General features: G+C 61.7%; 11 protein-coding genes and 3 pseudogenes. 5 read left to right on the top strand and 9 right to left on the bottom strand.

Annotated elements, in window-relative coordinates:
• The coding region (locus tag SGJ19_14375) for a hypothetical protein (protein ID MDZ4781433.1) at positions 1–889 on the bottom strand (889 nt) is incomplete at its 3' end.
• A 163-nt stretch (positions 890–1052) separates the two neighbouring features.
• Between SGJ19_14375 and mnmG the strand changes: the two genes are divergently transcribed.
• The 3 genes from mnmG to SGJ19_14360 all read left to right on the top strand — a co-directional run bounded on the left by mnmG (position 1053) and on the right by SGJ19_14360 (position 4209).
• Entirely contained in the window at positions 1053–2864 is a 1812-nt protein-coding gene (gene mnmG / locus SGJ19_14370; GenBank protein ID MDZ4781432.1) for a tRNA uridine-5-carboxymethylaminomethyl(34) synthesis enzyme MnmG, read from the top strand.
• A 31-nt stretch (positions 2865–2895) separates the two neighbouring features.
• A complete protein-coding gene (locus SGJ19_14365; GenBank protein MDZ4781431.1) occupies positions 2896–3270 on the top strand; it encodes a hypothetical protein in 375 nt (124 codons plus the stop codon).
• A 105-nt stretch (positions 3271–3375) separates the two neighbouring features.
• Positions 3376–4209, top strand: coding sequence for an ABC-2 family transporter protein (locus SGJ19_14360; GenBank protein MDZ4781430.1), 834 nt, complete (start codon positions 3376–3378; stop codon positions 4207–4209).
• 90 nt (positions 4210–4299) lie between these two features.
• On the opposite strand, the gene lnt is transcribed toward SGJ19_14360, so the two are convergent.
• Together lnt and SGJ19_14350 are read right to left on the bottom strand one after the other, a co-directional pair.
• Positions 4300–6012: an apolipoprotein N-acyltransferase gene (gene lnt / locus SGJ19_14355; protein MDZ4781429.1), complete on the bottom strand. Its 1713-nt coding sequence runs from the start codon at positions 6010–6012 to the stop codon at positions 4300–4302.
• A gap of 42 nt (positions 6013–6054) precedes the next feature.
• Positions 6055–7878 carry a S8 family serine peptidase gene (locus SGJ19_14350; GenBank protein ID MDZ4781428.1) on the bottom strand — a complete coding sequence of 608 codons (1824 nt, stop codon included), beginning with the start codon at positions 7876–7878 and terminating at the stop codon, positions 6055–6057.
• Positions 7879–8311: 433 nt separating this feature from the next.
• Here SGJ19_14350 and SGJ19_14345 point away from each other — a divergent pair, with 433 nt between their 5' ends.
• Positions 8312–9190, top strand: a complete 879-nt coding sequence (locus tag SGJ19_14345) for a hypothetical protein (protein MDZ4781427.1) — start codon at positions 8312–8314, stop codon at positions 9188–9190.
• Here the strand turns inward: SGJ19_14345 and SGJ19_14340 are convergent.
• The 6 genes and pseudogenes from SGJ19_14340 to SGJ19_14315 all read right to left on the bottom strand — a co-directional run bounded on the left by SGJ19_14340 (position 9187) and on the right by SGJ19_14315 (position 13628).
• Entirely contained in the window at positions 9187–9441 is a 255-nt protein-coding gene (locus SGJ19_14340) for a hypothetical protein (protein MDZ4781426.1), read from the bottom strand. The genes SGJ19_14345 and SGJ19_14340 overlap by 4 nt on opposite strands.
• Positions 9442–9487: 46 nt before the next feature.
• Positions 9488–9895: a bifunctional nuclease family protein gene (locus SGJ19_14335; protein MDZ4781425.1), complete on the bottom strand. Its 408-nt coding sequence runs from the start codon at positions 9893–9895 to the stop codon at positions 9488–9490.
• A gap of 416 nt (positions 9896–10311) precedes the next feature.
• Complete coding sequence (locus SGJ19_14330; GenBank protein MDZ4781424.1) at positions 10312–11823, bottom strand: carboxypeptidase M32; 1512 nt, start codon at positions 11821–11823, stop codon at positions 10312–10314.
• Positions 11824–12596: 773 nt separating this feature from the next.
• Positions 12597–12848 (bottom strand): annotated as a pseudogene (locus SGJ19_14325) (tail fiber protein).
• Positions 12846–13283: pseudogene (locus SGJ19_14320) on the bottom strand (tail fiber protein). The pseudogenes SGJ19_14325 and SGJ19_14320 overlap by 3 nt, the downstream one beginning before the upstream one ends.
• Positions 13284–13478: 195 nt before the next feature.
• Positions 13479–13628: pseudogene (locus SGJ19_14315) on the bottom strand (tail fiber protein).
• A 433-nt stretch (positions 13629–14061) separates the two neighbouring features.
• Between SGJ19_14315 and SGJ19_14310 the strand changes: the two are divergent.
• Positions 14062–14643 (top strand): PhnD/SsuA/transferrin family substrate-binding protein (locus SGJ19_14310; GenBank protein ID MDZ4781423.1); only part of this gene is annotated, 582 nt, incomplete at its 3' end.

The following is a 14643-nucleotide window of genomic DNA, read 5'->3' as shown; positions in this document are numbered from 1 at the left end:
GCTTTACGCTGTTCACGAGCTGGAGCACGCGCCTGGCTTCTGCGACATTGCGCGCGAGCGGCTTCTCGCAGGCGATGCCGAGCAGCGTGCCGCGTCCGCTTTTTATCGTGCCGACAATCTCCTCGACCCAGTAGGCGGCGTCCAAGTCGTCGATCGTGCTGTCCGGAACCAGATCGTAAATTTCCGGTTCGTCGCTGCCGCGATGGGCGAACAAGAGATCAATATCCGTGGCGTTGACCAACTGATCGGCATTGAAATCTCCGGGAATGCCGGTCCCCGGTTCGAAGAACGCGGCTTCGGAAATGGCGGCGACGCCGTCGAGAAACGCCAGGCCCCCGATGTCATCGTTAAATGCGATCAGAAACGGGTCGGTCGGTAAGTACCCTTCCGACTGCACGCGCAACATGATGCCGTAGGCGCCGTCCGGGATGTTGCTCTCTTCGAACAAGTACGACAGCAAATGCTGGTGCTCGGGCGATTGCCCGTCGATGGTCTCCAAAAGGAAGCCCGGTACGAACTGATTTTCGCCGGGCACATGGTCCGGGTTGTGGCTGACTTTCACTTGCGGAAACGGCGAGGCATTACTCTCGACAATAAACTCCAGTTCTTCGTCGGCCGGCGTCAACTCCGTGGTCTCGTTCCAGTACCAAAGGTGGTCGACGATCTCGAACCGGGCTTCATCGCCGAATTGAAAGCCGAGAAACTCAAAGCCCGGGACGTTCGTTAGCCGAAGCCCGCCCAGCGGTTCGAATTCCGAGGTGAAGATATTGCCGTTCGTGGTCAACGCGCCGTTGGACGCGGTGACAATAATCGGGTCGCCGTGGCCGAAAGCCTGGCGGCCGCCGCAAAATACAAAGAGGGCAATAGCGATCAGAATTCTGTGAGACATAAGGCGAGATCGCCCCTGGTGGTGAATCAAAGTGGACAGCGAACCAATCGGAAGCGCCGTCCATTCTAATCCAGCGACACGACCGCGGCAGGGCGACTCCTCATGGCCGGCGCTGTCTTGCGCGGCCTGTCGACCGACGGCATTCGGGGTAAGATAAGCGGCGATGTCCCCCTGTATCTACGAATTCGACGTCCTCGTCATTGGCGCCGGACATGCCGGCACCGAGGCGGCGCTGGCCGCCGCGCGGATGGGGGCCTCCGTCGCCCTGCTGACGACCAACCTCGATACCGTCGGCCAGATGAGCTGCAATCCGGCCATCGGCGGCGTGGCCAAAGGGCAAATCGTCCGGGAAATCGACGCGCTCGGCGGCGCCATGGGCCGGGCGATCGACGCCACGGGCATTCAGTTCCGCCTGCTCAATCGCCGCAAAGGCCCGGCGATGCACAGCCCTCGAGCCCAGGCGGACAAGAAGGCCTACCAACTGGAGATCAAGCGCGTCGTCGAATCGCAGCCTGGCGTATCGCTGCGGCAGGAGATCGTCGAAGATCTGCTGGTGGACGACGCCCAGCCGCGCATTCACGGCGTCCGCGTCCGCGGTGACGCCGAGTATCACGCTCGCGCTGTCGTCCTCACAACGGGGACGTTTTTGCAAGCGCTGATGCACACCGGCGAGGCGAAAACGCCCGGCGGCCGCGCCGGGGAAGGGACGACCTCGGGCATCAGTGGCGCGTTGCATCGGCTGGGCTTCGAAGTCCGTCGCTTCAAAACCGGCACGCCGGCGCGGCTCAACGGGCGGACGATCGATTTCTCCCGCACCGAATTGCAGCCCGGCGACGACGATCCGCGGCCGTTTTCGTTCCTGAACGAGCGCATCTCCGGCGAGCAAGTTCCCTGCTGGATCACGCATACGAACGAAGCGGTGCATGCCTTGATCCGCGCGAATCTGCACCGCGCGCCGATGTACTCCGGGCAGATCAATTCGCGCGGCCCGCGCTATTGTCCTTCGATCGAGGACAAAGTGGTGCGCTTCGCTGACAAGGAACAGCATCAACTGTTCCTGGAGCCAGAAGGGCGCAATACCTGGGAATACTACGTAAACGGCATTTCCACCAGCCTGCCGCGCGACGTGCAGGACGGGATGTTGAAACTCATTCCCGGCCTCGAGCGTGCCGAGATTATGCGCTATGGCTACGCGGTCGAGTACGACTACTGCCCACCGGAGCAATTGACGCCGGCGCTCGAAGCGAAGCGCGTGAAAGGGCTGTATCTGGCCGGGCAGATCAACGGCACCACCGGGTATGAGGAAGCCGGTGCGCAAGGCTTGATGGCCGGCGTCAACGCGGCGCTCGCCGTGGCGGGGCGCGAGCCATTCATCCTTGGGCGTGAGCAGGCGTATATCGGCGTGTTGATCGACGATCTGGTCACCAAGGGCGTCGACGAGCCGTACCGGATGTTCACGAGCCGCGCGGAGTTTCGCCTCGCGCTGCGACACGACAACGCAGATCGGCGACTCACCGGCGCAGGCCGGGCCGCCGGCTGCGTGGAACCTGCGCGTATCGCGCGTTGGGAGACCAAGGAGGCGGAGATTGCCCGAGTCGAAGCACTGCTGCAATCCACGCGGTATGAACACGCGGCGCTCGCGCAGTTTTTGTTGCGCACGGAAACCACGTGGGCCGAAGTGATCGAGCGCTTGCCGGAACTGGCGGAGGTGTCTGCCGAAGTCGCCGAGCAAGTCGTCAACGACACCAAGTACTCAGGCTATTTGGAACGACAACGCCTGGACGTGGAAAAGCAACATCGTCTGGCCGAGAAGCGCATTCCCGCGACGTTCGACTTCTATTCCATTCAGCAACTGCGCATGGAAGCCCGAGAAAAGCTCTCAAGGATTCAGCCAGCAAGTCTCGCGCAGGCGAGCCGTATCTCCGGAATCACGCCAGCGGATTTGGCGCTGGTGATGGTGCATTTGGAAAAGTGACGGCAAGCGGGAATGTATCGAGGTTTGCGATATGCAACATGGCTTGTCCGAAATAGGGACGCAAATCCTTGACGAGCTCAAAGATGACTTGATTCATCACGGGTGGCTAGTTCAAGGAATCGAACTTATGGAGAATGTGCGACCTTGCTCAAGTCAACGCCTTCAACAGGTCTTGACGGAACTTCTTGAAACGAAAAAAGTGCAGATTGGAAACGCAAATCGCACACAATTGGCGGGCAAAGACTATGTGGAGTTCGTGGCTTGGAAAGGAAGCGAACAGGAACGAATTCAGCGGGCCCTTGCAGTAGTGGCAGCGGCCGGTGGACACGATGTTTTGTTCGCTTATTGGCTGTGCCTCAATGAAAACGTTGACCGCTTCGAGGAAGAACAGGCTGACGGCAACTGAGTGGCCATTGAAAAGTGGCACCTCCGATCGGTCAAGTTGTCAAATAAGGCATCGCACCGGCACTTACTTTACTTCTTTGCTCTTTTACTCCTCCGCCGCCTCCCCATGCCCGCTACTCAACTTCAAACCTGGTGGACCGTCTTGCGTCTGGCCATTGCCGAGCGTCTCGTCTATCGCGGCGATTTTGCGCTCGGCACGTTGATGCGGTTCTTGCCGATCGTGACGCAGATTTTTCTGTGGGGGGCGATCTTCGCCTCGATGGGCGCGAATCAATCCGGCGATGAATTGGCCGGCTACAAGTACTCCGACATGATCGCCTATTACCTGCTGACGATGGTCAGCCGGGCGTTTTCCAGCATGCCGGGGTTGGCGTCGGGGATTGCCTTGCAGATTCGCAACGGCGAAGTGAAGAAATTCCTCGTGCAGCCGATCGACATGCTCGGCTTCCTACTCTTGGGGCGCGTCGCGCACAAGTTGATTTACTACGCGACCGCGATTCTGCCGTTCGGGCTGGTGTTCTATCTCTGCCGCGGCTACTTCACGGCTGGCTGGCCGGACGCCACGACGCTGGCGGCCTTCGCGGCCTCGCTGATGATGTCGTTTCTGCTGGGCTTCCTGCTCGAAGCGGCGATGGGCATGGTCGGCTTCTGGTTCCTGGAAGTCAGTTCGCTCGTCTTCATCTTCATGCTGTTCAGCTTCTTCTTCTCGGGCCACATGTTCCCGATTGATTTTCTACCCGGCGCGTGGGGAACCGCGGTCCGCGCGATGCCGTTGCAGTACCTGGCCTATTTCCCGTCGGCGGTCTTCCTCGGCAAAGTTCAAGGCGACGCGCTCGTGCAAGGACTGTGGATTCAAGCCGCCTGGGTCGTGGGGCTCTTCATCACCTGCCGGCTGATGTTCCACTTCGGCGTGAAACGCTACAGCGGGTACGGGGGATGAGGGAAATGTCGAATTTCTAAATCTGAATGTCGAATCAAATTCAAATGTTTGAATGATGAAAAGCCGAGACGCTAAGAGTGCATTCGACATTCAGTCATTCGGATTTGATTCGACATTCAGATTTAGAAATTCGTCATTCCTACGCCGCAATCCTTGCACGGCTAGCAGCGCGCAAAGGGCCAAGCATGCGCCCGCCGGGTAGTCGCCCCACAGCAGATACGGGCTTTCGCGGTCGTCGAGCAGCGTGTTGGCGACGATGATGCCTGTCGCGCGGCGCGGGCCTTGTGCGAGGATGCGGCCGTTCGAGTCGATCGACGCGGAGAAGCCAGTGTTGGCCGCAATCAACAGCGGCTTCCGGCATTCCACAGCGCGGAACACGCCACACATCAAATGGAGATCCAACGCGCTGGAGCCAAGATACCAACCGTCGTTGGTAATATTCACCAGCACGTCCGGTTCGTGCCCTGCGCTGGCGAGTTCCCGAACTTGCCGGCAAATCACATGCGGCACGACAGTTTCATAGCAAACGTTGGGTGCAATCACCGCGCCGGCCGCGCGGCCGTATTGTGGCGTTTCACCCGCGGTGAGCCCGCCGCCCAAGGGAGTCAGGCGATAGAGCCAGGGGAATTGCTTTCCGAAAGGAATATACTCCCCGAATAGCACTGGGTGCATCTTGTCATAACGCGTGCCGAGCGGACCGTCGCGTTCGACGAATAGCGCCGAGTTGAAGCTCCGGTGCTCCTCGCCATTCACCTCGAAGGTATCGACACCCAGTAAAAGCGGTACGTTTAAATTCCGCGCCAGCGAACTGATGGCGGCGCGGCTCTGTTCAAGTCGCCGCTCGTATTGTTCTTCGCTGAATTGCTCCGGGGGCGGCGAACCGGGCGCGCGTTCCAGCAACATGCCGCGATACATCGTCTCCGGCCAGACCAGCAGATCCAGATCAGCATCCTGCGCGACGGCCTGGACGGAGAGGTCGTAGTAATGCCGGGAAACTTCCGCTTGCTTCTCGGGATCGTGCTTGAGCGAAGGGTCGATCGAACCTTGAATGAGCGCCACCTTCGGACCCGGGCGCGTGGGCGACTGTGCGGTGCGCGCGTAGCCGTAGCCGAGGATCAGGCCCAGCACGATGGCACCAGGCACGATCGGCTTCCATGACAGTTGTTCACCGTCGCAGGGAACCATCCGCGCGACGATCGCGGCGAAGAACATCACGGCCGCACTGACGCCATACGCGCCGCACAGGTCGGCGATTTGAATGAACTCCAGCCAGCGATAAGGCGCGTGCCCGAGGCTGGCCATGGTGAAGCCCGTCAACAGGTGACCGCGCAATAACTCCAGCCCCAGCCACACCACAGGCGCGGCAAGCGCGAGCGGCACGCGATAACGATGTACCGCGACGCGTACGAGCGCCACGAGCGCCGGAATGTAGCAAGCCAAATAGGCCGCCAGCGCGACCCAGCCGATGCTGGTCGCCGGATGCGGGAGCCGCAGCCAGTGAAGCGTCCCCATCCAGAAAGCAAGGCCGGACAACCACAGCGCGCGATAAGGATGCGAACCGGGCAACTTCGGCGCACGTGCCAGCCAGAGCCACGGCGCTGGCGCCAAAAAAACGAGCGGCCACCAACCGACCGGCGGCAACGCCAGAAACGACCCCAACGCCGCCAGCATGGCCAACGGCCAGGTGCGCTGGCCGAGCCATTCACGCCAAGTGACCTGTGTTTGCAGAACGGCTTGGGACGCCGCCTGCGGGCCTTCGTTCTGCGTGGTGCGGGCGCGGTCGCGCGTTTCAAACCGTGACATATGGGTCAGATTACGGCCCCCGCGGAAACTTGCCCAGTCGAGTTACCGTTGCGAGCCGTTCAAGTTCGCGACGCGGAGCGAAGTTTCCGACGGGTCGCCAAGCCTGAGCACGCGTTCCACCGCGGCCGCGGCGTCGATTCGCCCGTGTCCATAGCGGGAGTCCCAGCCGTCTTTGGGCGGATGTTTCCGACAAGTTTCGATCAGGAGACGCGTCAATGCGTCGGCGGAAAGCGCGACCCCAGCCGCCTCGGCCTCGGCCAGGACCAGGGCTGCCACGCCGGTCGCAGCGGCCGCGGCCAGGCTGGTGCCGGAGCATTCCACCGAGGCTTCCCGGGTCCCCGCTTTGGCCGCCCAAACACGATGCCCCGGCGCACTCACGTCCGGTTTGGGACGGCCATCACGGGTTGGACCCTCGCTCGCGTACCAGGCGAGCGGCAAATGAGGACGCTGCGCATCATAAGCACCGACCGCGATCGTCGCGCGCCCACAGGCGAGACTGTTGAGCGTGCTGCCCGGGTCGATGGCACTGATAAATACCGGCCGCACGTCGTCCCCGGGTTCGATCCAAGCGTGAAACCGCCCGTCGAGAACTTGGCGAGGATGCAATCGCACGGTCCACACTCCGGCAGGCGCGCCGCGCTCGATAAAGACCGTGACGGCGCGATCACCGTTCGCGGCGCACGCTTCGTGCGCAACGAATGCGCGAAGCCTCCCCGTACGATCATCGACGATACACGCGTTCTCGCCTGGCGCGACACGGCAGGCGCCCCGGCCGCGCGGCGCGATCAGTTCCACGTCGAACCGGTCCGCCGCGCGGTACCAGACCTCCAGGCTATGCCGCACGCGTCCGCCGCAAGGGACATGCCACGCGAGATTAAACGGCAAGGACGGCCGCACCGTTCCCGCTGCATGTTGATCCGCCGCATAGTTGTTGCCGGCCGCAACGAGGATCGCGCGGCGCGGCGCGGCAAGCGACAATGCGTCGAGCGATTGCTCAACGAGCGTCGTTCCGTCGTGCGGGCCAGCGTTCGTGCCCAGGCTGATGTTTACGGCACAGGGCGCAGAGCCGGCCTGGTCAAAGATGAACTTCGTACCTTCCAGCAGACGAACCGTATCCCCTACGGTTGCGGCGGCGCGCGAGCGATTGCGGCGCGCCGCGCGGGGCATCGCCACGTAGACGATATCTGCTCGTGGCGCTACGCCGGCCGCGCTGCCGCCACGACCATTGCCCGTGGCGACGTCGAGCATGTGCGTGCCGTGCGAATTCAACGTAGTCATATCGTCCACGGGGACGTCGCGCGTCATCCATAATTCGCCGCGATCCCAAACAGCGCCGTAGTGTACGCGGCGGTCGGCGCGCGCCGTAGCTTGTTGATCCCAGTACGCAGCCACGCGCGGTCGCCCGGAACTGCTGGCGAAATTAGCGTGTCGCCAATCGCAAGGCGTGTCGATGATGCCGACGATGGCGCCGGCGCCGAGCCGCTCCGCGCCGCGCGTCGGCAGCAGTTCCGGCATCGCGCCGAGTTCCACGGTGACCTCGTCGAGCAGTGGTCGCAGCGGTTGCGCCGGCTCTAATTGCAATACGCCCGGATCGGCCAGCAATGCTTCCACCCGCGCCAAAGGGACGCGCGCGGTCATCAGCCAGTCGTTCCCGTCGGGCGACTTACCGAGCACCGCGCCCGGCCGCAGATCGGCCGACGCGTGCCAGCGTTCCACGTCGCGCACTTTCGCGATCACGGCCACTTCGCCATCCAGGCACCCGACGTCAGGCCTGCGCGATATCCCCGCGCGCCAACGCTGCAACGCAATCTGCCAGCGCGCCGGCAGTGCGGCGGAGACCATTGCCCGTTCCACGCGGAGCGCCATCGCAAACCTCCAGCGCCAGTTGCCATCGAGTTATTTCTTACAGCACGGGGCGCGGAATTCGGTCGTTAAGCGAGCGCCCAGTGCCCCCGCTTATAATGGACGCGAGAAGCATTGCAACTTGCTGCGACACCGTGAGTGACAACAGCCTGTCACACCACCGGGTGACCGTATTGCGCGCAAGTCGTTTCGTAGACAAGCGCCGGCCGAGAAATGAGCATTGTGAGAAAAAACAGTGCTCGGCGAAAATTGTCGGGGCGTGAGCGGACGATTCGCACGGCCTGGGTGCGATCAAGAAGAGTTTTCTATAGCGCGCTTTTTTCTTGCCTCGCAGCCGCTCTGTAGATAGAGTCAGGGCGCACCGGCCGCCGAGTTCAGGGATTCCCCATGCCTTTCCTGGGCGTCTACTTCGATTTACCGCACTGGAGATTTGCACATGCGTCGTCTCATTCAGCAATGCCTCATTCTCCTGACATTTGCGACCTGGGCGGCAATGTGCAACGATAGCGCTCGGGCAGTCGACTATTTCTACGAGGACTTCGAAAGCGTGACCCTCGGCGACTCGCTCGACGAACATGAGCAGCCGGATCCGGTTGTGCCGGTATACACCGGTGTTTGGACGGACGTGCCGCCGGCTGGTTGGACCGCCGACAACTCGAAAGTGCCGGGCTTCGACCAAGGCGACGATCTGGACGGCGTGACCGAATGGGCCGGCTGGGGTTTTGCTGACAATGACTGGTGGTCCACGGTGGCCGGCGATCAACGCCGCAAGGAGTTCAGCCGCGGTCACGGCGTGGTGGCCATCGCCGATCCCGATGAATGGGACGACGATCCGCACCGTCCCATCACCAACATCGACAATACCTACAGCGTCTACATGGCGACGCCCACGTTCAGCATTGCCGATTTTCTCGAAGGTGAACTATTTCTGCAATTCGATTCCAGCTTCCGACCGGAGTGCTGCGACGACGGTCCGGCCTACAACGATCAGTCGCCGGTCATCACGGCCTCGTTCGATGGCGCGGCGCCGGTCGAAATCCTGCGCTGGAGTTCCGACCCGACCAGCCCCAGATTCAAGGACGAAAACTCCACCAATGAACATATCGCTTTGGCGATCAACGCCCCGGCGGGAACGCAGACGTTGCAACTCGATTTCGGCCTCGAACGCGCCGAAAACGATTGGTGGTGGGCCGTCGACAATGTGCAGGTGACGAACACCGTCCCGGAACCATCATCGGGCGTGTTGTTGGCCGGAGTCGTCGCGAGTGCCTGGTTTTGCCACCGCCTCCGCCGGAACCAAAGAACGAGGATTTAGCCCACGCTCCAGCGGTAGATTATGTACAAGCACACGACGACGCCGATGAGGAGCCACCAAGGCTTCTTCGACGGCGGGGAGTCTACGGCCGAGATGTACTGCTCGCAGTAGGGACATTGCTCGGCTTCTTCGTGAATTTCCCGCCGGCAATACGGACAAGGAACCATCGGCTCCTCGTCGTCCTCCGTGTCGATATCGTCATCGTACTCGTCGTACTCGGCGTCGTCTTCATCGTCCCAGCGGCTTGGCATACGGACCAGTCACTTCCGAATTCCGCGTTCCGACTTCCGAGCTTCCCTACGGCTCCCCCAGCACGTCCGTCAGCACTTCTTCCGAAACATAAATCGGCAACTGCGGGTCGCAGGTCACTGCCACGGCGATAGCGTCGGAGGGCCGGGCGTCGATTTCGATCAATTCCCCTTCATGGCGGATGCGGAGTTTGGCGAAGTAGGTGTGTTCGCGCAGTTCGCTGATCACCACGTCCTGCAATTCGGCCCCCATCTGTTCGACGATGCTGACCACCAGATCGTGCGTCAGCGGCCGCTGGGTGGGAATGCGCTTCACCTTGCGGTCGATGCTCGTGGCTTCGAAGATGCCGATCAAGATCGGAAACGTGCGGCTCCCTTCGATCTCGCGCAGATAAATCACCTGCTGCTCGTTGATCTCGCTGATAATGATCCGCGATAACTCCATCTGCACCGGCATGATCGCACCTTCTTGAATCCAAACAGGAGGCCGGCCGCCGACGGAAACCGGGCGACCGTGACCTGGATTATACTTCCGCGCCGAAAGGGCAAGCTAGTGTGCGGGGAAAAAAGTCGCCGAGAGGTCGGTTCATTTTGAACCGCAGAGGCGCTGAGACGCAGAGGGGGGAGAGACGACGTAGGGCGGGCCGTGCGCGCAAATAACTTGGTGAAGCCAAAAAGGCGCGCCAGCGAGCGATTAACTGTAAATCATGTGGTAAGGCCCGCCGCTGGCTGAAACGGCGGGCCTTTCGTTTTCGAATCAAGGCGATTTACCAAGGGGCCAAAGTTCCAAAAGTACGATCACTCTAACTTGAGCGCGGCCCGCCCTACGCAATCCCTGTCTTCTCCGCGTCTCTGCGGTTCAGATGTATTGGTCTACAGCTCGTAGAGTGGGGCGAATTTGCCGCGCAGGTCTGCCATCAGGTCCGCGTGCCCCAGCGGGCGACCGGTGATGCGCTGGACGAGTTGTGCGGCCGTGTAGCGGCGGCCGTGTTCGTGAATGTTCGTGCGCAGCCATTCGCGGAGCGGCGCGAACTCTCCGCGGCGGAACATGGCGTGCAGATCGCCGAGTTCCCGTTGGGCGGTCTGGAAAAACTGCGCGGCATAGAGATTGCCGAGCGAATACGTGGCGAAGTAGCCCACCAGGCCGGCGCTCCAATGGATGTCCTGCAGCACGCCTTGCGTGTCGTCGGGCGGCTCGATACCCAGGTAGCCGCGGTATTTTTCGTTCCACGCGGCGGGCAGATCGGCGACGGGCAAATCGTCGTTAATGAGCGCTTGTTCCAACTCGAAGCGGATCAGGATGTGCAGATTGTACGTCGCTTCGTCCGCCTCGACGCGAATCAGCGAGGGGCGGACGTCGTTGATTGCGAAGTAGAAGTCGTCCAACGGCACGCCGCCGAGCGCCTCAGGGAAGGCCTGCTGCGCGCCGGGATAGCTGTGCTCCCAGAACGCGCGGCTGCGGCCGACCAGGTTTTCCCACATCCGCGATTGCGACTCGTGAATGCCGAGTGAAATCGCTTCCCCAGGCGGCAAGCCGAACTGCTCCGGGCGCAGGCCTTGTTCGTAAATGCCGTGTCCGGCTTCGTGCAGGATGCCGAAGAACGCGCTCGGGAACTGATGCTCGTGGTATCGCGTCGTGATCCGGCAATCGTGCGGGCCCATCGTCGAGCAGAACGGATGAACCGTGACGTCGAGCCGGCCGCGGTTGAAATCGAAGCCGATGCGCTTCCCCATTTCGGTGCCGAATACCCGCTGCTGTTCTTCAGGATAGCGCCGCGTCAGCAACTCATGCTTAGGCGCTCGCTTCGAGGCGGCGATCTCCGCCACGAGCGGCACCAATTCCTCGCGCAGGCCGGCCAGCACGCGGGCCACGTTCGACGTCGTCTCCGCCGGCTCGTAATCGTCGAGCAGCGCGTCGTACCGGCATTCCTCGTAGCCCAGGCATTCCGTCTGCTGTTTCTTGAGCTCGATCGTTTTTTCGAGCAGCGGGCGGAACGAGCCGAAGTCGTTCTTCTTCCGTGCGTCGTCCCACGCCTGCTGCCCGAGGATCGCCGTGCGCGCGAGTTCTTCGACGAGCGCCTGCGGCAATTTGGTCTTCTTGTGATACTTGCGTCGCAGCTCGCGAATCGTGGCGCCCGTGTCACTATGGGGATCGGCCGCCAGTGGGCTATCGGAGAGTTCCTGGAGCCACTCGCCGATGCGCGGATCGGTCTGGCGCTGGTGCGCGAGCGACGAGAGCAGCGTGAACTGCTCGGCGCGATATGGTCCGGCGGCGTGGGGCATGAGCGTGCGCTCGTCCCACTCCAGCAGATAAGCGACGGAATCCAGTAGCGCGGCTTCGCGCGCATGCTGGCACAGCAATTCGAACGTTTCTGGGGCGGCCATGCTTCTTACCGATCACTCCATGCCGAGACGTTGCTCGATCTCTCGAGCCCGATCACTCATCCCGAACGTCGCCCCCTTTTCCCGTCGAGCACTCGCCATTTCCCCAGGTGTTAAACTGGGCAATTGCGTATACCGTTCGTCTTCGTGCGGCTTTTTACTGCCAAACGGAAAAGGCAACGTGGGAACCTGCGATTGTCGGCAACCGGACAGCGCGATGCAACCCGCCGCCGCGCAGAGAAGCGCTACCGACCGTAGGCCACCTGAAAACTGGGCATGGCAAGGTTGAAGTAACATGGCGGCCGGAGTGTGCCAAAACCCCGCCCCGCCGTCCAGACCAACGCCCGCCATCGATTGGACAAGAAGGACAGTCTGGAGACAAACACGGACTTCAGCGTCTGCCGCCGGTCCATCTATGAAGCATGCCCGCCCACGAAGCGGCTGACAAACGTCCCCGAAGCCACGCACAGCATCGCGATCAAGGCGAGCAAGCAGGACGCAGGCTCCGGGACGAACTGGCTGTCTGGCATGGTTCCGAAATTGTTGCGCACGGCATTCAAGTCGCTCACGCTGACGATGCCGTCAAATGGCGCCGTGTCGCCCAACACCGGATTGCCGGCGTTGCCGAAGTTGTTGAGGACATTGTTCAAATCCGTCACATCGACGTCGCCGTCTTGATCGGTGTCGCCGGGCGTGAACAGTTGATGTTGATGCGGCGGCAGTTCGTCCAGCGTCAGCGCGTGCTGTTCTTCGCCGACAAACTCGCCCAACTCCCACGGCCCGGACCCGGCGTGCAGGGCAGTTCGTCCGCGCAAGTCAGGCAGGGCGAAGGTCACTTGCCCGTCGCCGCCGTAGCTCGTGCCGAGCAAGGAGAACAACGCCTGGTTTTGCGAAATCGGGAGCAGTTGGCCTTCCGCCAGCGCCCAGCCGCGCGGCGCGAAGTTGCCGGCGAATAGCGTGACTTCACCGAGAAACGTCTCATTGTCGGGCGAGTCGAGCGGTGAAGGAAAGTTGCCTTGCGTCGCAATGAGATAGTGCAAACCCAGCGACGGCTGCAGGTTATCAAAGGGTTGGTTCCCGCCGCTGCTTTCGGTGTCGCCGCCACCGGGCAATGAGTGAACGTGCGCCGGAAGCTGTGATTCGGTCAACGTGACCGCTTCGGCGCCGAAGGCCTCGCCGAGTTGTCGATCGCTGAGCCCGGGTCCCTGTCCGACGCCGACTGGCACGCGACCGCGTAAGTCCGGTAAGGCGAAGCTGGACAGACCGTCGCCGCCGTACGTCGTACCAAGAATGGAGAACAAGGAGTCGTCTGCATCGACCGACATCAGTCGCCCGTCGGCAAACGCCCAGCCTGCCGGCGGAAAATTGCCGCCAAACATCGCTACTTCGCCCAGGAACGGCTCTCCGGCCGCGGATTCATCCGGCGAGGGATACGCTCCATCGATCGCGACGATATAGCTCATCGCCACGGACGGCTGCAAATTCGAGAAGAGTTCGTCGGCGCCCGTCGCCCCGGTCAATTGCCCGCCCGTCAAAAGATGGCGATGAGCTGGCAAGTTGTCTTCAATCAGGCTGACTTCATAAGCGCCGGGCGATGGCCCCAGCGGTCGGTTGCTCAACCCCGGACCTTGCCCCGCGTTCATCGCGGCGCGCCCCCGGAGGTCCGGTAGTGCGAAAGTGGTTTGGCCGTTGCCGCCATAGTAATTTCCAAGCAAGGAGAACAGCGCCTGGTTCTGGTTGATGGGCAGCAATTGCCCGTCGGCGAAGGCCGTCCCGCCCGGGGCGAAGCTGCCGGCGAAGAGTCGCATCCCGCCCAGGTAGCGTTCGCCAATACTTGGCCCCTCGTGCGGCGGGTACAAGCCGCTGGTCCAAACGAGTTGGTTTAACGCTTGCGCAGGTTGCAGGTTCGAAAACGGCTGGCCGCTCCCCGTGGATCCGGTCACGCCCAACGCGAGCGCGTTCGCGGTCAGAAATCCGCACGTTCCCAAACCCAACCAGCCAACCAATGTGCGGCGCATCAGCAGTCTCCCAAGGTGCAGCACTACAGGAAAATCGGTCATACCAGTAAACGGAGCCGGGGCCATTGTAATCTACCCAACCTTGGCCATGGCTATTGGGCCCGCGCGCTGTTGTGGCGACGACGACGCCTTGAGCTTGCGCTGCGCGGCTGGACGTCGCCAGCGCGAAGTGTCAAAATCTCTGAAATCGTCACACGGTTCCTTTTCACGGCAGGGCCTTCCCATGCAACGCCGCATCATGCTCGTCGGATTGTTGGCACTGTGCGTGTTCCACGCAGTGAGCGAGAAATCGATCGGGCAAACTGCAAATGCCGCATCGCCGGCGGTGCGGATCGGCGCCGTGGCTTCGTCTCCGGGGACCGTGGTGGTGTTTCAAGATCTGAAGCGATACTTGAATCGCCACGATTTTTCCTCCGACTTTGTGCTGTATTCCAACTACGACGCCCTCGTTGCGGCACTTGACCGCGGGGAAGTGGAGATCGCCTGGAACACGCCTCTGGCGCACGCCCAGTTTCATGTCAAACAGAACTGCTCCAGCCAAACCCTGGTCATGCGGGATGTGGATCGCGCGGTGCGGTCCGTGCTGCTGGTTCGTGAGGATTCGGGCATCGAGTCGCTCAACGACTTGGCGGGTAAGCGCCTGATTCTCGGCAGCGAAGAAGCCGCCGAAGCGACCGTGCTGCCCTTGCACTATCTGGCAAAAGGCGGCCTAGGCTCTGTTGACGATTCGGTCTGCTTCAGGTTAAACACTTGCGGTCGGAATTGGAATTCCGATTGCACCCTGGAGGCTCGGATGCCATGCGGT

This window comes from Planctomycetia bacterium (assembly GCA_034440135.1).
Taxonomy (GTDB): Bacteria; Planctomycetota; Planctomycetia; order Pirellulales; family JALHLM01; genus JALHLM01.
Note: the sequence above shows the minus strand (reverse complement) of the source record. Positions and strands in the feature narration are given on the sequence as shown.